Source organism: Streptomyces lacrimifluminis, from assembly GCF_014646095.1.
GTDB classification, from domain to species: domain Bacteria; phylum Actinomycetota; class Actinomycetes; order Streptomycetales; family Streptomycetaceae; genus Streptomyces; species Streptomyces lacrimifluminis.
In genome coordinates, this window is sequence record NZ_BMMU01000006.1 from 77245 (window position 1) to 96253 (window position 19009).

Annotated in this window: 14 protein-coding genes; 2 read left to right on the forward strand and 12 right to left on the reverse strand. The window is 71.3% G+C overall.

The genetic code is table 11. The features are described 5' to 3' along the window. Positions 1-60 precede the first annotated feature (60 nt). The 11 genes from IEY89_RS41890 to IEY89_RS11850 all read right to left on the reverse strand — a co-directional run bounded on the left by IEY89_RS41890 (position 61) and on the right by IEY89_RS11850 (position 15267). Positions 61-144, reverse strand: coding sequence for a putative leader peptide (locus tag IEY89_RS41890; protein ID WP_309486338.1), 84 nt, complete (start codon positions 142-144; stop codon positions 61-63). Between the two features lie 150 nt (positions 145-294). Next, entirely contained in the window at positions 295-867 is a 573-nt protein-coding gene (locus IEY89_RS11805; RefSeq protein ID WP_189147302.1) for a GNAT family N-acetyltransferase, read from the reverse strand. A gap of 70 nt (positions 868-937) precedes the next feature. Beyond that, positions 938-2344, reverse strand: coding sequence for a hypothetical protein (locus IEY89_RS11810; RefSeq protein ID WP_189147303.1), 1407 nt, complete (start codon positions 2342-2344; stop codon positions 938-940). Between the two features lie 190 nt (positions 2345-2534). Beyond that, the gene (locus tag IEY89_RS11815; RefSeq protein WP_189147476.1) at positions 2535-3842 is read right to left on the reverse strand and encodes a helix-turn-helix domain-containing protein; all 1308 of its coding nucleotides are present in this window, start codon (positions 3840-3842) and stop codon (positions 2535-2537) included. Positions 3843-4105: 263 nt separating this feature from the next. Beyond that, complete coding sequence (locus IEY89_RS11820; RefSeq protein WP_189147304.1) at positions 4106-5740, reverse strand: acyl-CoA dehydrogenase family protein; 1635 nt, start codon at positions 5738-5740, stop codon at positions 4106-4108. A gap of 101 nt (positions 5741-5841) precedes the next feature. Further along, positions 5842-6849, reverse strand: coding sequence for a 2,3-diaminopropionate biosynthesis protein SbnA (gene sbnA / locus IEY89_RS11825; protein ID WP_189147305.1), 1008 nt, complete (start codon positions 6847-6849; stop codon positions 5842-5844). A 93-nt stretch (positions 6850-6942) separates the two neighbouring features. Then, complete coding sequence (sbnB, locus tag IEY89_RS11830) at positions 6943-8010, reverse strand: 2,3-diaminopropionate biosynthesis protein SbnB (protein ID WP_189147306.1); 1068 nt, start codon at positions 8008-8010, stop codon at positions 6943-6945. Then, a complete protein-coding gene (locus IEY89_RS11835; RefSeq protein WP_189147307.1) occupies positions 8007-9047 on the reverse strand; it encodes a TauD/TfdA family dioxygenase in 1041 nt (346 codons plus the stop codon). Before IEY89_RS11835 ends, sbnB begins: the two co-directional genes overlap by 4 nt. Positions 9048-9075: 28 nt before the next feature. Next, positions 9076-11439 (reverse strand): amino acid adenylation domain-containing protein, encoded by a 2364-nt coding sequence (locus IEY89_RS11840; RefSeq protein ID WP_189147308.1) that lies wholly within the window; start codon positions 11437-11439, stop codon positions 9076-9078. Then, the gene (locus IEY89_RS11845) at positions 11436-13979 is read right to left on the reverse strand and encodes a Pls/PosA family non-ribosomal peptide synthetase (RefSeq protein WP_373287232.1); all 2544 of its coding nucleotides are present in this window, start codon (positions 13977-13979) and stop codon (positions 11436-11438) included. The genes IEY89_RS11840 and IEY89_RS11845 overlap by 4 nt, the downstream gene beginning before the upstream one ends. A 52-nt stretch (positions 13980-14031) precedes the next feature. After that, on the reverse strand, positions 14032-15267 hold the full coding sequence (locus tag IEY89_RS11850) for a heparan-alpha-glucosaminide N-acetyltransferase domain-containing protein (protein ID WP_189147310.1): 1236 nt from the start codon (positions 15265-15267) through the stop codon (positions 14032-14034). Between the two features lie 594 nt (positions 15268-15861). On the opposite strand from IEY89_RS11850, the gene IEY89_RS11855 reads away from it, so the two are divergent. Then, the gene (locus IEY89_RS11855; RefSeq protein ID WP_189147311.1) at positions 15862-17016 is read left to right on the forward strand and encodes a YihY/virulence factor BrkB family protein; all 1155 of its coding nucleotides are present in this window, start codon (positions 15862-15864) and stop codon (positions 17014-17016) included. A 29-nt stretch (positions 17017-17045) separates the two neighbouring features. Here the strand turns inward: IEY89_RS11855 and IEY89_RS11860 are convergent, their stop codons facing one another. Then, entirely contained in the window at positions 17046-17909 is an 864-nt protein-coding gene (locus IEY89_RS11860) for a Rossmann-fold NAD(P)-binding domain-containing protein (RefSeq protein ID WP_189147312.1), read from the reverse strand. 80 nt (positions 17910-17989) lie between these two features. Here IEY89_RS11860 and IEY89_RS11865 point away from each other — a divergent pair, with 80 nt between their 5' ends. Beyond that, complete coding sequence (locus tag IEY89_RS11865; RefSeq protein ID WP_189147313.1) at positions 17990-18940, forward strand: AraC family transcriptional regulator; 951 nt, start codon at positions 17990-17992, stop codon at positions 18938-18940. Positions 18941-19009 lie beyond the last annotated feature (69 nt).

Consider the following 19009-nt stretch of genomic DNA (forward strand, 5'->3'; position numbering starts at 1 on the left):
ACCCGCGCGGCTCTGCGCGGGCTGAGGCAAAGGGGAGGGGGGCGGCGGTGCTGCGGCTCGTCAGCTCGCCGGACAGATGGCGCTGGACATGCGGCCGAGGTCGACGTGCCGCCGACTCACCAAGGCAATCCCAGTTCCAGACATGACGGAAGCGTGTCACGGGGATCTGGACACAGTCCAGCATTGTCCGTCATGCGGACACCCTTGTCTCGTACAGCGAGACGAGGGTGTCATCGGTCACATGGCGGGTGCACGACAGGACCAACATCTCGCGGCCGACCCTTTCCGAGCAGGTCAGCCGTTGTGTGCTCCCGGCCAGGGTCCGGGTGCGGTCACCTCCGCCTCCTCCTCGACCTTGGTGTCGAAGAGGGCGAAGCCGCGGCGCAGATAGTTGTCCATCGCGTGCTCGCCGTCCTTGCTGCACGTATGCAGCCAGACCCGCTTCGTCGGGGTCAGACCCGGCCAGCGGTCCCCGAGGTCCCAGGCGCGGGCGGCCCCGTACGACAGGAGGTGTCCGCCGATCCGGCGGCCCCGGAAGGCGGGAATCAGCCCGAAGTAGACGATCTCCACGGCACCGTCGTCCTGGGGCTCCATCTCCACGTAACCCGCCGGCGTGCCCCGGTCGTAGGCGACCCAGGTCTCCACGCCCGGCCGCTCCAGGTGTTCCCGCCAGCGGGCGTACGTCCAGCTCAGCCGGTCCGTCCAGCGGATGTCGCCACCGACGGAGGCGTAGAGGTAGCGGCTGAACTCCGGTGAGGGCACCTCGGCGCGGACGATCCGTACGTCTCCGTCGGGCCCGGCCGCGGGCAGCAGGTCGGTCGGTGCGGTCTGTTCCAGGGACCAGGTGGTCACGGCGATGTTGCTCATAGCGGTCCAGGGAATCATCCGGGCCTGCGGGCTGTCGATCGCCCGAGGCCCGGTGAGGCCTGTACCCGGCCTATTTCAGCGAACCGGTGATCGACGACAGCGGTACGGCGTACAGGACCCGCTCCGGGACCGGTGTCCCGCGCCAGCCGGATCGTTCGTCCGCCGCCGACTCGGTCAGTGACCAGACCTCGCCGGTGCCCTCCCAGTGGGAGAGGGACTCGGCGCGTTCGCCCCAGCAGCGGCGGGACTGCTCGTCGGAGCCGCAGCGGGCGGCCTTCGCGCCGTCGGCGTCGAGCCGCCACAGGGTGCCGTGCCGGTCCTTGGCGCGGGGGGCGAGACCGACGTACCAGTCCGCCTTCTCGTCGCCCGCAGACCGGTAGGACAGCACGCCCTGGATGCCGGTGGCCTTCGTCGAGTACGCCTCCACCGCGTTCACCCGGCCCATGGCGTTGGCGGCGAGGAGGCCGGAGCGGTCGCCCGCGCGGCTGAACGAGTAGCGCCAGAGGCGGCTGCGCCGGTCGTCGCCGGCCCGGAACGACTCGCTCGCGACCAGGCTGTCGGGGGTGGAGCTGCGGTCCAGGGAGAGGGAACCGAAACAGGGGGTGCGGTCGTCGGCCGCCGGGTCGCACGTGCCCCCGGTCAGGCTGTACGAGGCGACGGCGGGCATGACGTACCCGTAGCCGTGCGCCGACCAGCCGCCGGGCACCCGGCCGACCGCCGGGCTGTCGACGGAGGCGCGCTGGATGCGGTTCATGTCGTAGACGTACAGGGACTTGCGGTCGGTGTCCGTGGCGGAGGCGGTGACCAGCAGCTTGTCCTGGTACCAGACCATGCCGGAGATCGAGGAGGCCAGCCTGCGGTAGTCCGAGCCGTCCTCCGTCGGGACGACCAGGAGCACCCAGCGGTACGTCATGTCGGACAGGTTGTTCGCGTCGATGACCGCGACCCGCGCGAGGCCCCGGGAGACCTCGGGCTCGCCCGGTTTGGCGTCGTTGTGCGTCCAGCCGGAGAGGATCACCCGGTTGGCGCCCCAGCGGCCGTCCTCGTCGGCGTCGCCGGAGGTGGTGACGGACTGCGGCAGCCAGCGCTGGCTGGCCGCGTCGGCGTCGTCCCAGCAGTACGCGCGGGTGGCCGTCGGGGCGACGGGCAGCGCCCCGGTCTCGGTGGGGGCACATTCGGCCGCGCCGCGCATCGTGCGGTTGGTGTGCTCCAGGACGGTGCTCACACCCACCGTGCCGCCCATGGAGGTGGCCAGCCGGTCGAGCGAACTCTTCGAAGCCAGATGCTCCTTGAGCTGGAAGTCCTTCAGCTCGGCAGCGGACGTGACGGACTTCAGAGGCCCGGGGTTGTCGCTGCTCACGGCCTGGGAGGCGCTGACGATGGTGGCCGCCGCGGTCAGGGCGAGGGCGGTTCCGGCGAGAACGCCGCGCAGCGCTCTGCCCCTCTTCTGCCTGCGGTGTCTGCCGCGATGTGTCATTCATCCTCCCGAGGCAGGCCAACTGCGGCTCGCGGTCCGTACGTTGAACCGGGGTCGCAGTGTGGGGGGCCGTGGGATGGATGGTACGTCAGGGGACGCCGGGCCTGGTCGAATACTCCGGAATCCGTACCCCTGTGTTGCACTTGGGGACCGTTCGGACGCGTTTGCTCACCCCGGCGTCACGTACGGGTCACTGTCCGTCGTGCGTCGACCGTCCGTCGAACGGTCCGTCGGCTTCCGCGCCCCGCCCCCGGACCACGGTCGGTGTCGTCGAGTGGGGCAGCAGATCGCGGGGATCGTCCGGACGGAGGACGGCCACCTCCGTGTCCTCGGCGAAGCGGTACGGGCGATGGTCCAGGAACGTCCCCAGATACCGCCTGATCCGCGACATCTCCGCGCGTACGGTCACGGTGCGGGCCGGGTCGCCGAACACGTCGTCGGCCAGGCCCGCCGCGCTGCGGCCGGTCGGGTGCAGGCTCAGGAGGTAGAGCAACTCGGCGTGCCGGGGACTCAGTTCGTGGGTCCAGGAACCCGCGGGCCCCGACACCGCCACCGACCAGCGGCGCGGTCTGCGCAGATCCAGGACGATCCGGGAGGCGCCGCGCGGTTCGGGCTCGGCGGCGGCGCGGATCAGCCAGCCGCCGGCCAGCGGCTCCACCGCGCACACTCCCAGCGCCGGCAGCAGGCGGCGCCCCGGGGACAGCGACGTGGGCAGGGCGACGCGGTTCGTGTACGGCAGGCCGGTGACCGCGGCGGTCCAGCCGTCCCGGTCGACCGCCAGCGTCCGCCCGCCGAGCCTCGCCAGCGCGGGCGCCGCCGCCGCGCGCAGCCGCTCCAGCGACTGGTGGTGCCGCTCCCGCAGCCGCGCCTCGGCGAGTTTGGCGACCGAGTCGACCCAGGCGAGCGTGGCCGGGTGCACGGTCTCCAGCGGGCCGCTGACATCCACCACGCCGATCAGCCTGCCGTCGCGGGGGTCCAGGATGGGGGCGCCCGTGCACGTCCAGGTGGCGAGCGACCGTACGAAGTGCTCGGAGGCGAAAACCTGTACGGGGCGCCGGGCGACCGCCGGGGTGCCCACACCGTTGGTGCCGACGACCTCCTCGGCCCAGTCGGCGCCGGGCTCGATCCCGAACCGGTCGGCCTTGCGCAGCACCGGCGTACTGCCCTCGCGCCACAGCACCCGGCTGTCCTCGTCCGCGACGACCATGATGTGCTGGGAGGCGTCGGCGACCGACAACAGCCCCTGCCGCAGCACCGGGAGGACATGCCGCAGCCGGGAGGTCTCCCGCCGCCGCTCCAGCTCCTCGCGGGTCAGCAGCCCCGTCCGGACGCCGTGGTCGGGGTCGACGCCGCTGCGCAGCACGCGGTCCCAGGACTGGCCGATCACCGGGCGGGGCGCCTGGAGCGGTCGCCGGCCGGTCAGGCGGGCCGCGCGTACGTCGCTGAGCAGCCGCGCCGCCCGCGCCGCGTCCCGGGCGGCGAGTTGCGAGACGTCCATCGGCGGATTCGCCACTGTGTCCTCCCAACCCGTATTGACTCGAAGTCTTATGGTGCCGCCCCGGGGGAGCGGAGGACCACGGTCCGCACACAGACGCCAACAAGTTGCAACCCCCTGCAACCCTGGTGAACCGCCCTGCGGTGCTTGAAACTTGGGCGACGCCGCCCGCGCGGCGTCCGTGCTCCCGATCGATGCGGGGCAACTGGGCGGGGGCGGTGCCGTGTCGGCGCAGCACCACCCCCGCCACATGAGCGTCCGAGGGGTTACGCGACGGGCCGTGCCCGCTCCACGACCGACGCCAGGTCCAGGGTGTGCGGGAGGGTGCCGAAGGCGCTGCCCCAGTCGCCGCCCAGACGCGAGGCGCAGAACGCGTCGGCGGTCTCCGGGGGCGCGAACCTGACCAGCAGCGAGCCCTGCAGCACCAGAGCGATCCGCTCGACCAGCCGCCGCGCCCGGCCCTCGATGCCTGCCAGGTCGGCTAGTTCGGTCAGCAGGCCCTTGATGGCGCCGTCCAGGCGGTGGTCGGCTCCGCGCGCCTTCCCGACCTCCTGGAGGAACGCGTTGAGCGCGGCGGGTTCCCGCTGGATCGCCCGCAGCACATCCAGCGCCTGTACGTTCCCGGCGCCCTCCCAGATCGAGTTGAGCGGCGACTCGCGCAGCAGCCGGGGCATGCCCGACTCCTCGACATAGCCGTTGCCGCCCAGGCACTCGGACGCCTCCACCACCAGCGGGGTGCAGCGCTTGGTCACCCAGTACTTGGCGGCCGGCAACGCGAGCCGCAGGAACGCCCGTTCCTGCTCGCCGTCGTCGTCATAGGCGGCGGCCAGCCGCAGCGCGAGCGTCGTCGCCGCCTCCGACTCCAGGGCCAGATCGGCCAGTACGTTGCGCATCAGCGGCTTGTCGACGAGCCTCCCGCCGAAGGCCTCGCGGTACGTGCAGTGGTGGACGGCCTGGGCCACCGCCTGGCGCATCAGCGCGGTGGCGCCGAGCACGCAGTCGAGCCGGGTCGCCGAGACCATCTCGATGATGGTGCGCACCCCACGACCCTCGTCCCCGACCCGGCGCACCCACGTCCCGTCGAACTCGACCTCGGCGGAGGCGTTGGACCGGTTGCCCAGCTTGTCCTTGAGCCGCTGGATCCGGAACTCGTTGCGTGTGCCGTCCGCGAGGACGCGCGGCAGCAGGAAGCAGGTCACGCCGCCGGGGGCCTGCGCCAGCACCAGGAAGCCGTCCGACATGGGCGCCGAGCAGAACCACTTGTGGCCCGTCAGCTCGTACGTCCCGTCCTCGGCCAGCGGCCTCGCGACGGTCGTGTTGGCCCGTACGTCACTGCCGCCCTGCTTCTCCGTCATACCCATCCCGAAGAGCACACCGGTCTTCCGGTCCGCAGGCCGGAGCCCCTCCTCGTAGACGGTGGACGTCAGCCGGGGCTCCCACTCGGCGGCGAGCGCCGGGTCGGTGCGCAGCGCGGGCACCGCCGCGTGGGTCATCGACAGGGGGCAGCCGTGGCCCGCCTCGGCCTGCGACCAGACCACGAATCCCGCGGCCCGCCGGACATGCCCGCCCGGCCGCGTCCAGGCCGCCGTCATCCCGGCCGAGACCCCCTTGCCGAGCAGCCGGTGCCAGGCCGGATGGAACTCCACCTCGTCGATCCGGTTGCCGTACCGGTCGTGCGTCCGCAGTTTCGGGGGGTTCTCGTTGGCGAGCGCCCCCCATTCCTGCACCTGTGCGGAACCGGCGGACCGTCCGAGCCCCGAGAGGTCGTCCCGGGCCTCGTCCAGAAGCCCGGGGTCCAGGTGCCGCTCGACGGCCGCGACCAGGGCCTTGTCGGCGGTGAACACGTCATATCCGACCAGGGGCGGCACCTGGTTGGTCACGGTGTGGGTGCTGGCTGCCATAGAGGGAACCTACCGTCTGTACGCACCTGGTCACCCCGCGCCCGGAGGCCGCCGATGGACACGGCCCCCCGCAGCGCGGCACCCCGTGACGTGCTCGCCCGTCAGGCAGGCCGGGAGAGCGCCGCCAGTTCGTCGGAGGCGAGGGACGCCAGGTTCTGGCCGGCGGCCCGCTCGCCCTGGAGGGCCTCGAGCCACCCGGGGTGGTACACGGTGTCCAGGTAGCGCTCACCGAGGTCCGGTGCGATCGCCACCGCCGTGAGGTTCCGCCCGTCGTGCCGGGCCAGCCACTGGGTCGCCCCGCTGACCACCGTGCCCGTGGACCCGCCGAACAGGAAGCCCCGGGACGCCAGCCGGCGGCAGACGCGCACCGCGTCCGGTTCCTCGACGCGGATCACCTCGTCGATGTACGACTCGTCGAGCAGCTGCGGCCGTACGCTCGTGCCCAGGCCCGGGATCATCCGGGGTCCGGGCGGCCCCCCGAAGGTGACCGAGCCCACGGCGTCCACGGCGACGATCCGCACCCGCCGGTTCCACTGCCAGAACCAGCGCGCGCAGCCCATCAGCGTGCCGGTGGTGCCGGCGCCGACGAACAGAACGTCCAGGCCAGGGAACCGGCGGGCGATCGCCGGCGCCGTCGTACGGTAGTGCGCCCGCCAATTCCCCTCGTTGGCGTACTGGTTGAGCCAGACGTACCGCTCGTCGGACGCGCACAGCGCGCGGACGTATCCGATCCGGGCGCCCAGGAATCCGCCGTGCAGATCCGGGTGGTCGATGACGTGCACCCGGCTGCCCAGCGCCTCCATCAGACGGATCGCCTGCGCGTTGCAGCGCGAGTCCGTCACACACAGGAACCGGTAGCCCCGGCTCGCCGCGAGCACACTGAGCGCCACGCCCAGATTGCCCGACGAGGACTCCACGAGAACGGATCCCGGCCGCAGCCTGCCGTCCCGTTCGGCGGCCGTCACCATCTCGTAGGCGGCCTTCATCTTGATCGAACCGGCGAAGTTGAAGCCCTCGCACTTCAGGAAGAGGGGGATCCCGACGGTGGCCCGGAGGTCGACGTAGAGCTCATCCTCGTTGAAGTCCGATGGTTGGGAAATGACTGGCATGTTGTCCCCCTGTGTGCGGCGTGCCTGTGCTCGGCGCGCCTGATCTGTGGCACGGCGCCCGGCGGCCGGGCGCTGAGACTGCCCCCTGACGGGTCAGCCGTGCCGGCGCAGTTCGTGGAAGAAGCCGTCGACGACACGCAGTTCGCCACGGCGGGCCACCTCGTCGTGGACGAACCTGCCGACGGCGAGGTCCAGCACTCCGAGGCCGAAGGGCGAGAACACCACCGGCCGGTCCACCGGGACCCTCGTCCGCCCGGTGAGTACGTCGTCCAGCGTGCCGTCGATGAACTCCCGCCCGCCGGTGAGCTGTTCGGCGAGATGCGGAGAGGTCTCCGCCTTCAGGCAGTGCTCGACGTCGTCGACGTAGTTCGCCGAGGCGAGCAGGATCTCGGGCGCGAGGTCGCGCAACGAGACGTGCAGGACGAGCGGATGGTGGTCGAACCACGACACGTCGTGGATGTGCGGCTTCGCCGCGACGGTCGCGAACACCAGCAGGTCGCTGGACCTGACCAGCTGTTCGGCACTGTCGTGCACGGTGACCTTGCCGCCGCCGGCCGACCGCTCCAGATAGCCCCGGAAGCCGGCCGCGCTGTCGGCGGACAGGTCGAACACGCCCGTCTCGTCGAACTCCCAGCCGGTGGCGGCCAGATAGGTGTGAATGTAGCGGGCGATGAGCCCGGTGCCGACGAACCCCACGCGCGTGGGCCGGGCGCGCCCCCGGCTCAGCCGGTCGGCGGCCAGCGCGGCCGAGGCCGCCGTGCGGGCGGCGCTGATGATGGAGCTCTCCAGGCAGGCGAACGGATAGCCCGTGTCGTGGTCGTTGAGGATCAGCACGGCCGACGCCCGCGGTATCCCGGCCGCCACGTTCTCCGGGAAACTGGAGACCCACTTCAGCCCGTCCACGTGCACGTCCCCGCCGATCGACGCGGGCAGCGCGATGATCCGCGACGACGGACGGTCCGGGAACCGCAAAAAGTACGAGGGCGGGTTCACCGAGTCCCCGGCCCCGTGCAGCCGGTACACCGCCTCGACCAGGTCGACGACGTCGGACTCCCGCCCCTGGAGGGCCTGTTGGACCTGTTCACCGGCGACGACCGCGAACGCCGGGACGGTGAGCGCGGCCGGCTGCTGCGAGTTGATTTCCGAGTTGTACGTGGTCATGAGGCTGTCCCTTCGAAGGAACCGGTGGTGTCGGCGAAGTCGGTGCGGCGGACCGGGTCGGCCAGGGCGGCGAGGACCTCGCGCGGCCCCTCGAAGGGCTCCCGGCTGTGCGCCGTACGGATGTTGTCGACGAGCAGCAGGTCGCCGGCGCGCCACGGCTCGCGCACGGTGTGTGCCGCGTACACCTCGTTGAGGGTCTGTACGACGTCCTCGCCGATCGGATCGCCGTTGCCGTAGCGCGTGTTGAAGGGGAGTCCGTCGGCGCCGTACACGTCGACCAGGTACTCGTGGACCTCCGGGTCCATCGTCCACTCGTTGAGAAACGCGATCTGGTTGAACCAGCAGCGCTGGCCGGTGACCGGGTGGCGCAGCACGGCGCTCCGGCGCTGGCGGGTGCGCAGGGAACCGTCCAGCTCCCAGACGAACTCGATGGCGTGGGACCGGCAGTACCGCTCGACCAAGGCCCGGTCGGAGGTGCCGAACGCCTCGGCGACCGTCGCGCCTATCTCGTCGTTGAACGTCCGGGTGAGCAACCAGCCCTCCCCCTCGAAGCGTTGGACGAGTCCGGCGGGCAGGGCGTCGAGCACGGCCGCCGAGTCGGCCACCCCGGTCGCACCGCCCTCGGCGGGCGCTTCGAGACAGGCGAACAGCAACAGGCCGGGGAACTCCAGCGCGTAGCTCAGCTCGTGGTGCATGCACATCGGCTGGTTCGGCGGCCACTTGGAGGATGAGTACACACCGTCGGCGTACCGCCGCCGGGGCGCGAAGGCCTCCTGGTCGCTCATCAGACCGTCGGCCAGCCGCCGCAGGACGGCGCCGGTCATGGCCGGCTCGCGCAGGCCGAGGCCGCGCACCAGCAGCGAGCCGTGCTCGGCCACGGCTGCCCGCAGCGTGTTCCGGTGGACGCCCGCCCACTCCGCCGCGTCGGCGACGGGCGGGGTGCGCAGGATCGGCGGTCGGCCCGGGAGCAGCTCGATGCCGGGAAGTGCGTTCCGGGAAAGGGAAGTTGACGTCGACGAAGAGGACGAGAGTGTCATGGTGTCGTTCCTTTCGGTGCGGCCGTCGTCAGGCTGTGGCGGCCGGCGCGTCGAGCAGCTCGGCCAGGTCCGCGAGGACCGGGTGGCGGATGACGTCCTTGAGGGTGATCGCCCGGTCGAGGGCGATCGCGAGCCGGACCGCGGACAGCGAGGTGCCGCCACGGTCGAAGAAGTGGTCCAGACGGGCGATCCGGTCCGCCGGAACGCCGAGCACCTCGGCCCAGGCGGCGGCCAGCCGCCGCTCACCGGCGGTCTTCGGCCCCAGCACGCCGTCCCCGGAACGGTCTTCGGCCGAGGCGAGTTCCTCCGCGAGCGCTGTCAGCGTCCTGCGGTCGGTCTTGCCGTTGGCGGTGAGCGGCAGCCGCTCCCGCCAGTGCACGGCCGCCGGGACCATGTACGCGGGGAGGGACTCGGCCAACCGCTCCTGTACGCCGACGAGTTCGGCGCCGGTGCAGAACGCCACCAGCCGGACGCCCCGCACGACCACCACCGCGCCGTCCCGGACCCCGGGCACCCGCAGCAGAGCGTTCTCGACCTCGCCGATCTCGATCCGGAAGCCGCGCAGCTTGACCTGGGTGTCCCGGCGACCGAGGAACTCCAGCCTGCCGTCGGGCAGCCAGCGCCCGTGGTCACCGCTGCGGTAGAGCCGCTCACCGGGCCGGTACGGGTCCAGGGTGAAGGCCGCCGCCGTGCGCTCGGGGTCGTTGACGTACCCGCGCCCGACACACACCCCGGAGAACACGATCTCACCGGGCGCCCCGAGCGGCACGGGCGCGAGGTGCTCGTCGACGACGTACACGCGTACGTTGCGCACGGGCCGGCCGAGCGGAACGCGGGGCCCGTCCGGGACCCGGTCCATCACCTCGTGGTTGGTGTCGTCCGAAGTCTCGGTCAGGCCATAGGCGTTGGCGACCTTGATGCCCGGCTGGGCGGCGAACCAGCGCTGCACCAGCTCCCGCTTCACCGCCTCCCCGGTGACCGACACGCAATGCAGATCGGGTAGTTCGCGTGGCCGCTGCTCCAACTCGGCCAGCACGGCGTCGAGATACGACGGCACGATCTGGAGCACATTGACCCCGCCGTCCACGATCGTGTCCACGAACCGGGGCACGTCCAGGATCACGTCCTGCGCGACCAGCAGGGTCCGGCCGCCGACGAGCAGCGCGGACACCAGCTGCCACAGCGAGATGTCGAAGCACTGGGGAGCGGTCTGCGCGACCACCTGACCCTCGCCGACGCCCAGATCCTCCAGCTTGGCGAGGACGTGGTTGACGAAGCCCGCGTGCTCGCACATCGCGCCCTTGGGCTCACCGGTCGATCCGGACGTGAAGTAGATGTAGGCCAGTTGGCCCGCGCCGACACCCACCCCGAGGTCGTCGTCCGCGTGCCCCTCCGCCCCTGCCTCGTCGACGTACAGCCTCGGTACGTCCGTGCCCGTCCCGTCCAGCGTGGTGGTGCTGCCGTGTTCCGTGACGACGAACGCGCACTCGGCGCGGGTGAGGGTGGCGGCGATCCGCTCGGCCGGGAAGTGCGGCTCGACCGGCAGATAGACACCGCCCGCCTTGAGCACCCCGAGGACGGCGGCCATCCAGTCGAGGTTGCGCTCGGTGACCACGGCGACGACAGCCTCGCGGGCCAGCCCTCGGGCCAGCAGCGCCCGGCCGAGCTGGTTCGCACGGGAGTTGAGCTCCCGGTAGGTCCATTCCGTGTCGCCCTGCACGGCCGCGACCGCGTCCGGGTGCTGCCGCACCCGCTCCTCGAACAGCTCGTGCACCCGGCGGTCCGGGAGTTCACGGTCCGGGCCCGCCAACCCATCCAGCTGGAAGGCGAGTTCCTCTCCCGACAGCAGGCTCTGCGACTCGTGGTCGGCGTCCGGGTCGGCGGTCATCAGGGAGAGCGCGGTCAGGTGGTAACCGGCGATCCGGGCAGCCGCGCCGGTGTCGAGGACATCGGTGCGGTGCCGCAGGCGCAGGGTGCGCTCGCCGACGCTCAGGTGCAACACGGCGCCGTCGGCGCTGTCGGCGCCGTCGTCCGAGTGGGCGCCGCCGTGCGGGTCGAGCACGGTCTCGTACGGCGGCTCGTCCACCGCGCCCACCTCGTCGGCGAGGTCCGTCAGCGCCAGCAGCTCCCGCCAGGAACCGGGGCCGACCAGCATCCGGCGGGGCGCCGGCCGCCCGCCCTTCGCCGCCACGTACCCGGTGACGACCTCCCGCTCACCGGAGAGCGCGGCGAGGACCTTGGCGTGCGCGGCGAGCAGCGCGGACTCGAACGAGGCCGACCGCAACAAGCTCGCGTCGAGGGGGACTTCGTACTCGGCGTACACCGAGTGCCGCCCGTCCTGCGGGTCGTTGCCCGGCACCGGGCCGGGTATCCAGCGTGGGATCGTGTTCATCGGACTGCCCCCGTCGAAATCTGTGCGGTGTGTGCGGTCTGGTCGGTCTGTCCGGCCGGCGCGATCTGGTCGCTGCGCAGGGCCACCGCCGGGTTGCCGCCCCAGCGGGCCAGGCACGGCACGTCCTCGCCCTTCATCAGGAAGGAGTCCGGGGCGAGTTGGGAACCGTCGCCCATCGACACGCCGTAGTGGACGAGCGCGCCGGTGCCGAGCGTGACGCCCCGGCCGAGGACGATGTGGTCGGATTTGAAGGTGCCGTCCTCCTGCGAGTGCGCCTGGATCTTGCTGTGGGCCCCGAGCGTGCAGTCGTCGCCGATCGCGGTGAGCGTGCGCTCGGTGATGGAGACACCGTCGTCGAAGACCCGGCGCCCGATACGGACGCCCAGCAGCCGCCACAGCAGGTTCTTGAACGGCGTCCCGTTGAACACGACGAGGAAACCGACCGGCACCTTCCACAGCCGTTCCTGCCACCAGAAGTGCGGATCGTAGATGGAGACCAACCGCGGTTCCAGGCGCCGGAACCGGGTGATGAGCCGCTCGACCAGCACGTAGTACCCGGCGGTGAGCACGAGCCCGACGGCCAGGGAGGCGCCGGCCAGTGCGCCGGCGGCGATGCCGTGCGTGCCGTACACGGCGAACGCGGCGAAGCCGAGCACCGTCAGCAGGAACGAGTGCAGCCAGCGGACGAACAGGAACAGGCCCATCGTGCGCAGGTTGTAGCGGTTCTTCGCGCCGAGACGACGGCGGAACTCGTCGCCCTCGCGCAGATGGTCGAAACTGCTGTCGCGCTCCACCGATCGCGGGATCTCGAAGGACGGTGAGCCCAGCAGACCGACGTTCTCCCGGAGTTCGCCGTCGAGCGGAACCATCACCTTGGTCGCCAGCAGGACGTTCTCGCCCGTGCGGCCCCCGACCGGGTACGCGATGTAGTTGCCGAGGAAGCTGTGCGCTCCGATCGACACCCGCGAGACGCGGAAGGACGTGGCGGAGTAGTCGGCGTTGAGGACCGACAGCCCGTCGGCGACCATCGTGCCGCGGCCGACGGAGACCAGGTACGGGTTCTCGTGCCGTACCTCCGTACCGAAGTTGGAGCCGGTCTGCTCGACGTGCGAGAGGTCGTAGCCGATGGCCCGCAGATAGTGGACGATGTACGAGCTGTCGCCGCACAGCCACTGGAAGAACTTGAGGTTGGTCATGCGCGTGACGGCCCGTTGCGCCCCGTAGTGCGGGCCGTACAGCGGATAGACCCGGTCGGGCCGGATCGCCAGGTTCAGCAGCCGGGGCACCAGGGACACGGTCCCGGCTCCGACGACGATCACGGCGGTGAAGAGCGCGAGGGAGAGGCCCACGGCCTCGGCGTAGAAGCCGACCGAGGACATGTCGGCCACGTCCGGGTCGAACAGCGCGTCGGGGCGGGGTGCCACGTCGAGCAGCAGATACCCGCCGCCGACCGCCAACGGCACATACACCAGCAGGAGTTGGAGGAGACTCGCGAGACCGTAGGCGGCTCGCCGGACGGTGGAGCAGTGGGCCTCGGGGATCCGTACGTGGTCCACGTCCGTGGGCTGGGCGGGCGAGCCGTGCCGGCGCTGGCCCGCCGGTACCGTCTGGCCTTCGAACAGTGCGGAGGTGTGGCCGAGTTGGGACCCGTCACCCATCGACGTACCGATGTCGAGGACGGTCTTCTCACCGACGTGGACGTTCCTGCCGAGGGTGACCGGCCCGGTCTGGACGCGTCCGGCGACGACCCGGTAGCAGAGGAAGTGGGAGTCCTTGCGGATGATCGTGCCCGCGCCGACCGTGAGCAGGTCGGTGCAGACCGGGAGGGCCGGCGAGAGGATGGTGACGCCCTTGCCGATCCGCGCGCCGAGCGCCCGCAGGTAGAACACGTAGAGCGGGTTCCCGGTGAACAGGCGCATCGGGCTGGCGTTCAGCAGCGCCCTGACCGTCCAGAAGCGCAGATAGGCGAGACCCCAGACGGGGAACTCGGTCCGCTGCCACCGGCCGACCAGCACCCACTTGGCCACCACCGGCAGCACACACATCCCGGCGAAGGCGGCACCGCCGAACACGACCGATCGCAGGTAGACGTCGATGGCCCCCGAGCCGGCGTTGATCCACTGGTAGCCCTGGACGGTGACGAGCCCGGTGAGGAAGCAGTAGGCGAGGAAGACGAGCAACTGCGCGCCCCCGCACAGGACATACCGCGAGGTGCCGGCGGGCACCGGGGCCTCGGCCGGCGGCGCGACGGGCGTCCCGGCCGGGGCGCCGGTGAGCGCCGCCGTCAGACTCCGGATCGTCGGATTGCCGTACACGTCCTTCATCGACACCGACGGCAGATCGTCCCGCTTCCTGACCCGGGCGCAGAAGTGCGCCATGACCAGGGAGTTGGCGCCGAGATCGTCGAAGAAGTGGCTGTCGAGCGGGACTTCCTTTCGCTTCACCACACCCGCGAGCACCTCCGCGAGAATCTGCTCGGTGCCGCCCCCGGCGCCGGTCGGGTGCCTGGTCGTGTCCTTGATCGGATCGGGCGGTGGCACGGGCGCCAACTCGATCGGTTTTCCCCCCACTTGTCCCCCCACGATGAGCTCCTCAGCGATGCTGGTCTTGGCTTTCGGTTCGTTCGGATCGGTGGACCGGCGGTTCGGGCGGGCTTCCCTGCGCCCGCCCCCGCCCCCGCCCCCGTTCCCACTCCCGGGCCCGCCGCGCCGCCCCCGCGACCACGGTCTCCAGGGGTCCCCGGCCCCTGGAGAGCCGCCACCCGGCCGCGAAGAGCAGTGAGCCCGCGACCAGCACGGCGTACTGGATGCCGGGGGAGCCGTTCAGCGCTCCGGTGGCGAGGAACAGGACATGGGCGGTGTAGAGGGTCAGCGGCATGCTCCCGGCAGCCGCCAGCGGGAGCAGCGCGCGCCGCACCACGGTGACCCGGGTCAGCAACAGGACCGCGGCGAGCAGTGCGGTGGCCGCGCCGAGGGTGTGCAGCAGGTCGAACGGCGAGGTGGAGTGCGGGGCGCGGGAGATCATCGACCACCAGGTCTCGCCGTCCGGGGTGTCCCACAGGACCTCGTCGCGGGTGTGCGGCCCGGTCGCGTCGGGGAACTCGTTCCGCCGCAGCCGCTCCAGACCGCCCCAGCGGAACAGCCACAACGAGCAGGCCAGCCAGGCTGTGGCGGCGAGCGCAAGACCGCCGCCCAGCAGCCGGATCGCGGCACGCCGGTCGAAGAGGTCGAGGCGCCCGATGGCGAGCCCGGCGCACAGGTACGCCATCCACGCCAGGACCGGGTAGGCGCCGTGGACGAGAAGGCCGCCGAGGAGGCCGGCCGGGTCGGTGACGACGTCCTGAAGTGTCGGATCACCGTCGAAGGCGGGTTCGGGCAGCGCCCCCCGGAGCAGGTGGACGAGGAACGGCGCGACCACCCCCAGGGTGAGGGCGATGCAGGCCAACGTCCGTGCCCGCAGGGCCAGCAGAGGCAGCGCGAGCAGGAACAACAGGGCGTAGCAGGCGAGGATGACGTCGACTTCGAGACCCCCCGCGTTGGCGGCGTAGCCCAGGAGCAGCCCGATCAGACCGACGGACAGCGCCCGGGCGGTGACCGCGGCGAACGAGCCGCGGCCGGCACGGGGCGTGCGCCCGCCGGTGGTGAAGGCAAGCCCGACCCCGGCCACCAGTGCGAAGGTCGCCGAGGACCGGCCGCCCGCCAGCTGCCAGGCCACTGTCGGCGAATTGTCCGGCTCGAACGCTCCGAATACGTGCACGGAGAACATTCCGAGCAGTGCGAGGCCACGGACCACGTCCACACCGGCGATGCGCGGTGTCGTCAAAGGCATGGGTCGCTCCGTAAATTGGCACGATGGATTTCGCGCCCACTGTGCGTCCGCGGTACGACTGCGGACGGAAGTGACAGGTGGCGCGTCAAGGGAATGGCGTACGGGACGAAAAGACGTATGAGGCGGATGAGCGGGAATTGTCGATGAGCCCAGCGTGCGGAACGGCGCCGACCCGCACGTTTTCGAGCGGAGCGCGAGGTGGATGTGGTCCGGCGAATGCAATCCGAATTGTTTCGACCCGGTTATGAACGGGTCAAGGTGGCCCGGCGTAATGTCGCTTTCCTGTTACAGAGTCACGACTTTTCGTACAGCTGGCGACCGCCTGTTCGTCCGCCTCACCAGGAAGCTTTCCATAGGGCAGGTGTAATTGCCCGGCGGTATTCCGTTTATGAGCGCCGGAATATGGCCGCCAAGAGCATGACAGAAATAGTATTCGATTTATCTGCCGTATCGTTTCGCCCGGTTCCCGCTGGGTTTCTCGTCGTTTTCTGCTGCGTCACGGGAGCGGAGGGAAGGGAGCGGCGTCCGGGCGCTGCGCCGTGACCTGGGCACCGGAGGGTGAGCGGGGTAGCGCCCGCCCGATACCGTTAGGGCGTGCAGGCAGCAAGTGAACTCCCCGAGAGCCCCAGCGGCCGACTCCACCGCGCGCGCGTCCTCTACCGGAACGTCTCCAAGCGCAGGACCGTGTGGCTGTTGCTCAAGGACACCGTCAACTCGTGCATCGAGTACCGGATCCTGGGTCTGGCGGCGGAGGCGGCGTTCTTCACGCTGCTGTCGGTGCCGCCGCTGCTGCTGAGCCTGATCGGGCTGCTCGGCTACGTCGACGACTGGACCGGCACCGACACCATCACCAGCCTGGAGACCAACATCCTGGAGGCGTCCCGCACGGTCCTGTCCGACAAGGGCGTCGCCGAGATCGCCCGGCCGATCCTGAACGACGTGATGCAGGGCGGCCGGCCCGACGTCATCTCCATAGGGTTCCTGTTCGCCCTCTGGTCCGGCTCGCGCGCGGTCAACGTCTTCATCGACACCATCACCGTGATGTACGGCCTCGACGGCGTCCGCGGCATCGTCAAGACCCGGCTCGTCGCCTTCGTGCTGTTCATCGTGGGGCTGCTGATCGGCTCGGTCGCGCTGCCGCTGATGGTGGCGGGCCCGGACGCCGTGCTCAACGTCCTGCCGTGGTCGGAGACGCTCGTACAGGTCCTGTACTGGCCGGTCGTGATCCTGCTGTCCATCGCCTTCCTGACGACGCTGTTCCACGTGTCGGTCCCGGTGCGCTCACCGTGGATCGAGGACGTCCCGGGCGCGCTGATGGCCCTCGCGATGTGGGTGCTCGGCAGCTTCCTGCTCCGCATCTACCTGACCAAGACGATCGAGGGCGCCACGATCTACGGATCGCTCGCCGCCGCCGTCGCCGTCCTCCTGTGGGTCGGCGTGTCCGCGTTCGCGGTGCTCGTCGGGGCCGCCGTCAACGCGGCGATCGACCGTGTCTGGCCGGCCGCCGCCACCGCCGCGGCACGAGCCGACAACGAACGGATGCGCAAGGAGGAGGCCGCCGAGTACGTCGCCCGGATGACCGCCGCCCAGGCCTACGAGCCCGACGACGACCCCGACGACTGCGACATGCCCTCCGAGTTCCCGGAACGCTGGTCGCGCTTCCTGCCCCCGGAGGACGTGACGTCCCGTCTGCGGACCCATGCCAAGAGCACGCCCAGGACAGCGGAGGGCCCGCCCCCCGAGAAGTGACGGGGAACGGGCCGCCGGCCGCTTCGGCCTCACACCTTCCACACCCCGGCCGCCGCGTTCTCCCGTACGAAGTCGGAGAACCCGCGCGGCTCACGGCCGAGGACCTGCCGGACGCCGTCCGTGAGGCGGGAGTTGCGGCCGTCGAGGAGCCCCTCGAAGACTTCCACCAGGAACGCGGCCTCCTGCGTCGGCACCCCGAACCCCTCCAGCGCCTCCCCGTACGCCCGCGCCGGCACCGGCGTGTACGTCAGCTCGCTCCCCGTCGCCCCGGCGATCTCCGCGACCGCCTCCCGGAAGCTCAGCAGCCGGGGCCCGGTCAGCTCCAACGTCCGCCCCACGTAACGCTCCCCGGAGACCAGCGCGGCCACGACGACGTCCGCGATGTCCCGCACATCGAGGAACGGCTCCGTCACCTCGCCCGCCGGAAAGACGAGTTCACCGTGGCGCAGCCCCTCCACCAGCGGCCCCTCGCTGAAGTTCTGCGCGAACCACGAGGCCTGTACGACCGTCCAGTCCGCGCCCGACGACTTCAACTCCTCCTCCGTCGCCCGGGCCTGCTCCTCCCCGCGTGCCGACAGCAGCACCAGCCGACGCACCCCGAGCCCCACCGCCTCCCGGGCCAGCGCCCCGACGCCCTCGGTCGCATCGGGCGAGCCGACATCGGACGGGTACATCAGATACGCGGCGTCGGCACCGGCGAGGGTGTCCGCCCAGGTGGTCGGATCCTCCCAGTCGAAACCGTCCGCACGGGACGCGGCCCGCACGGTGAGCCCGGCGCCGCGCACCGCCTCGGCGACCCGGCTGCCGGTCCGCCCGGAGGCCCCGGTCACGACCACGGTCATGCCCCCGCGGTCACTGTGGTTGCTCTGCCTGTTCTCCGTGTTCTGCGTCATGCCTCCAGTCAACGGCCGCACGATCCGGGCGCCCATCGCTGAACGGCTCGCTCCCATGCGTACGCGTCTACGCTGGCCGCATGGATGCCCTTGCAGGCCTGTTGGAGGGTCCACGCGCGCGTGGCGCCTTCATGATCCGCGCGTGTTTCGAACCGCCGTGGTGTGTGCGCGTCGAGGACGAGGCACCCCTGACGGTGATGCTCATGGTGCGGGGTGACGCCTGGATCACCCCGGACGCGGGGGAGCGGCTGCACCTGCGGGCCGGCGACCTTGCCATCGCACGCGGCCCCGCCCCCTACGCCTGCGCGGACGACCCGGCGACACCCCCGCAGGCGGTGATCCTGCCGAACGCCGAGTGCCGCTATCCCGACGGCCGTTCGCTGAACGGGGTGATGGACCTGGGCGTACGCACCTGGGGCGGCCGTCTCGACGGCTCGGCGGTGATGCTGATCGGCACGTATCTCATGCAGGGCGAGATCAGCGGCAGGCTGCTGGACGCCCTGCCGTCGCTGCTGTCGCTCACCTCGGACGTGTGGCAGTGCCCCCTGACCCCGCTCCTCATGGACGAGGTGGGGCGCGACGAACCGGGCCAGGAAGTGGTCCTGGACCGTCTGCTCGATCTGCTGGTCATCGCCGCCCTGAGGGCCTGGTTCTCGCGCCCGGAGGCGGCGGCCCCGGCCTGGTACGCGGCGCTGGCGGACCCGGTCGTGGGACGCGTCCTGCGCCTGGTCCAGGACGATCCCGCCCACCCCTGGACGGTGGCCACGCTCGCCGCCAAGGCCGGGCTGTCCCGGGCCGCCCTCGCCCGCCGCTTCACGGATCTGGTGGGCGAACCCCCGATGACCTACCTCACCGGCTGGCGTCTCGCCCTGGCCGCCGACCGCCTGCGCGACACCGACCACACCCTCGACGCCATCGCCCGCCAGGTCGGCTACGGCAGCGCCTTCGCCCTGTCCAGCGCCTTCAAACGGGTGTACGGGATCAGCCCGCAGGAACACCGGGCGCGACGGGAGCCGGTGCGAATCCAGTGACTCCTACGCTCGCCCCCGAAGTCCTGGCCGCCCAGCACCGTGAACGCCCGCGTCCGCAGCGGGCACCGT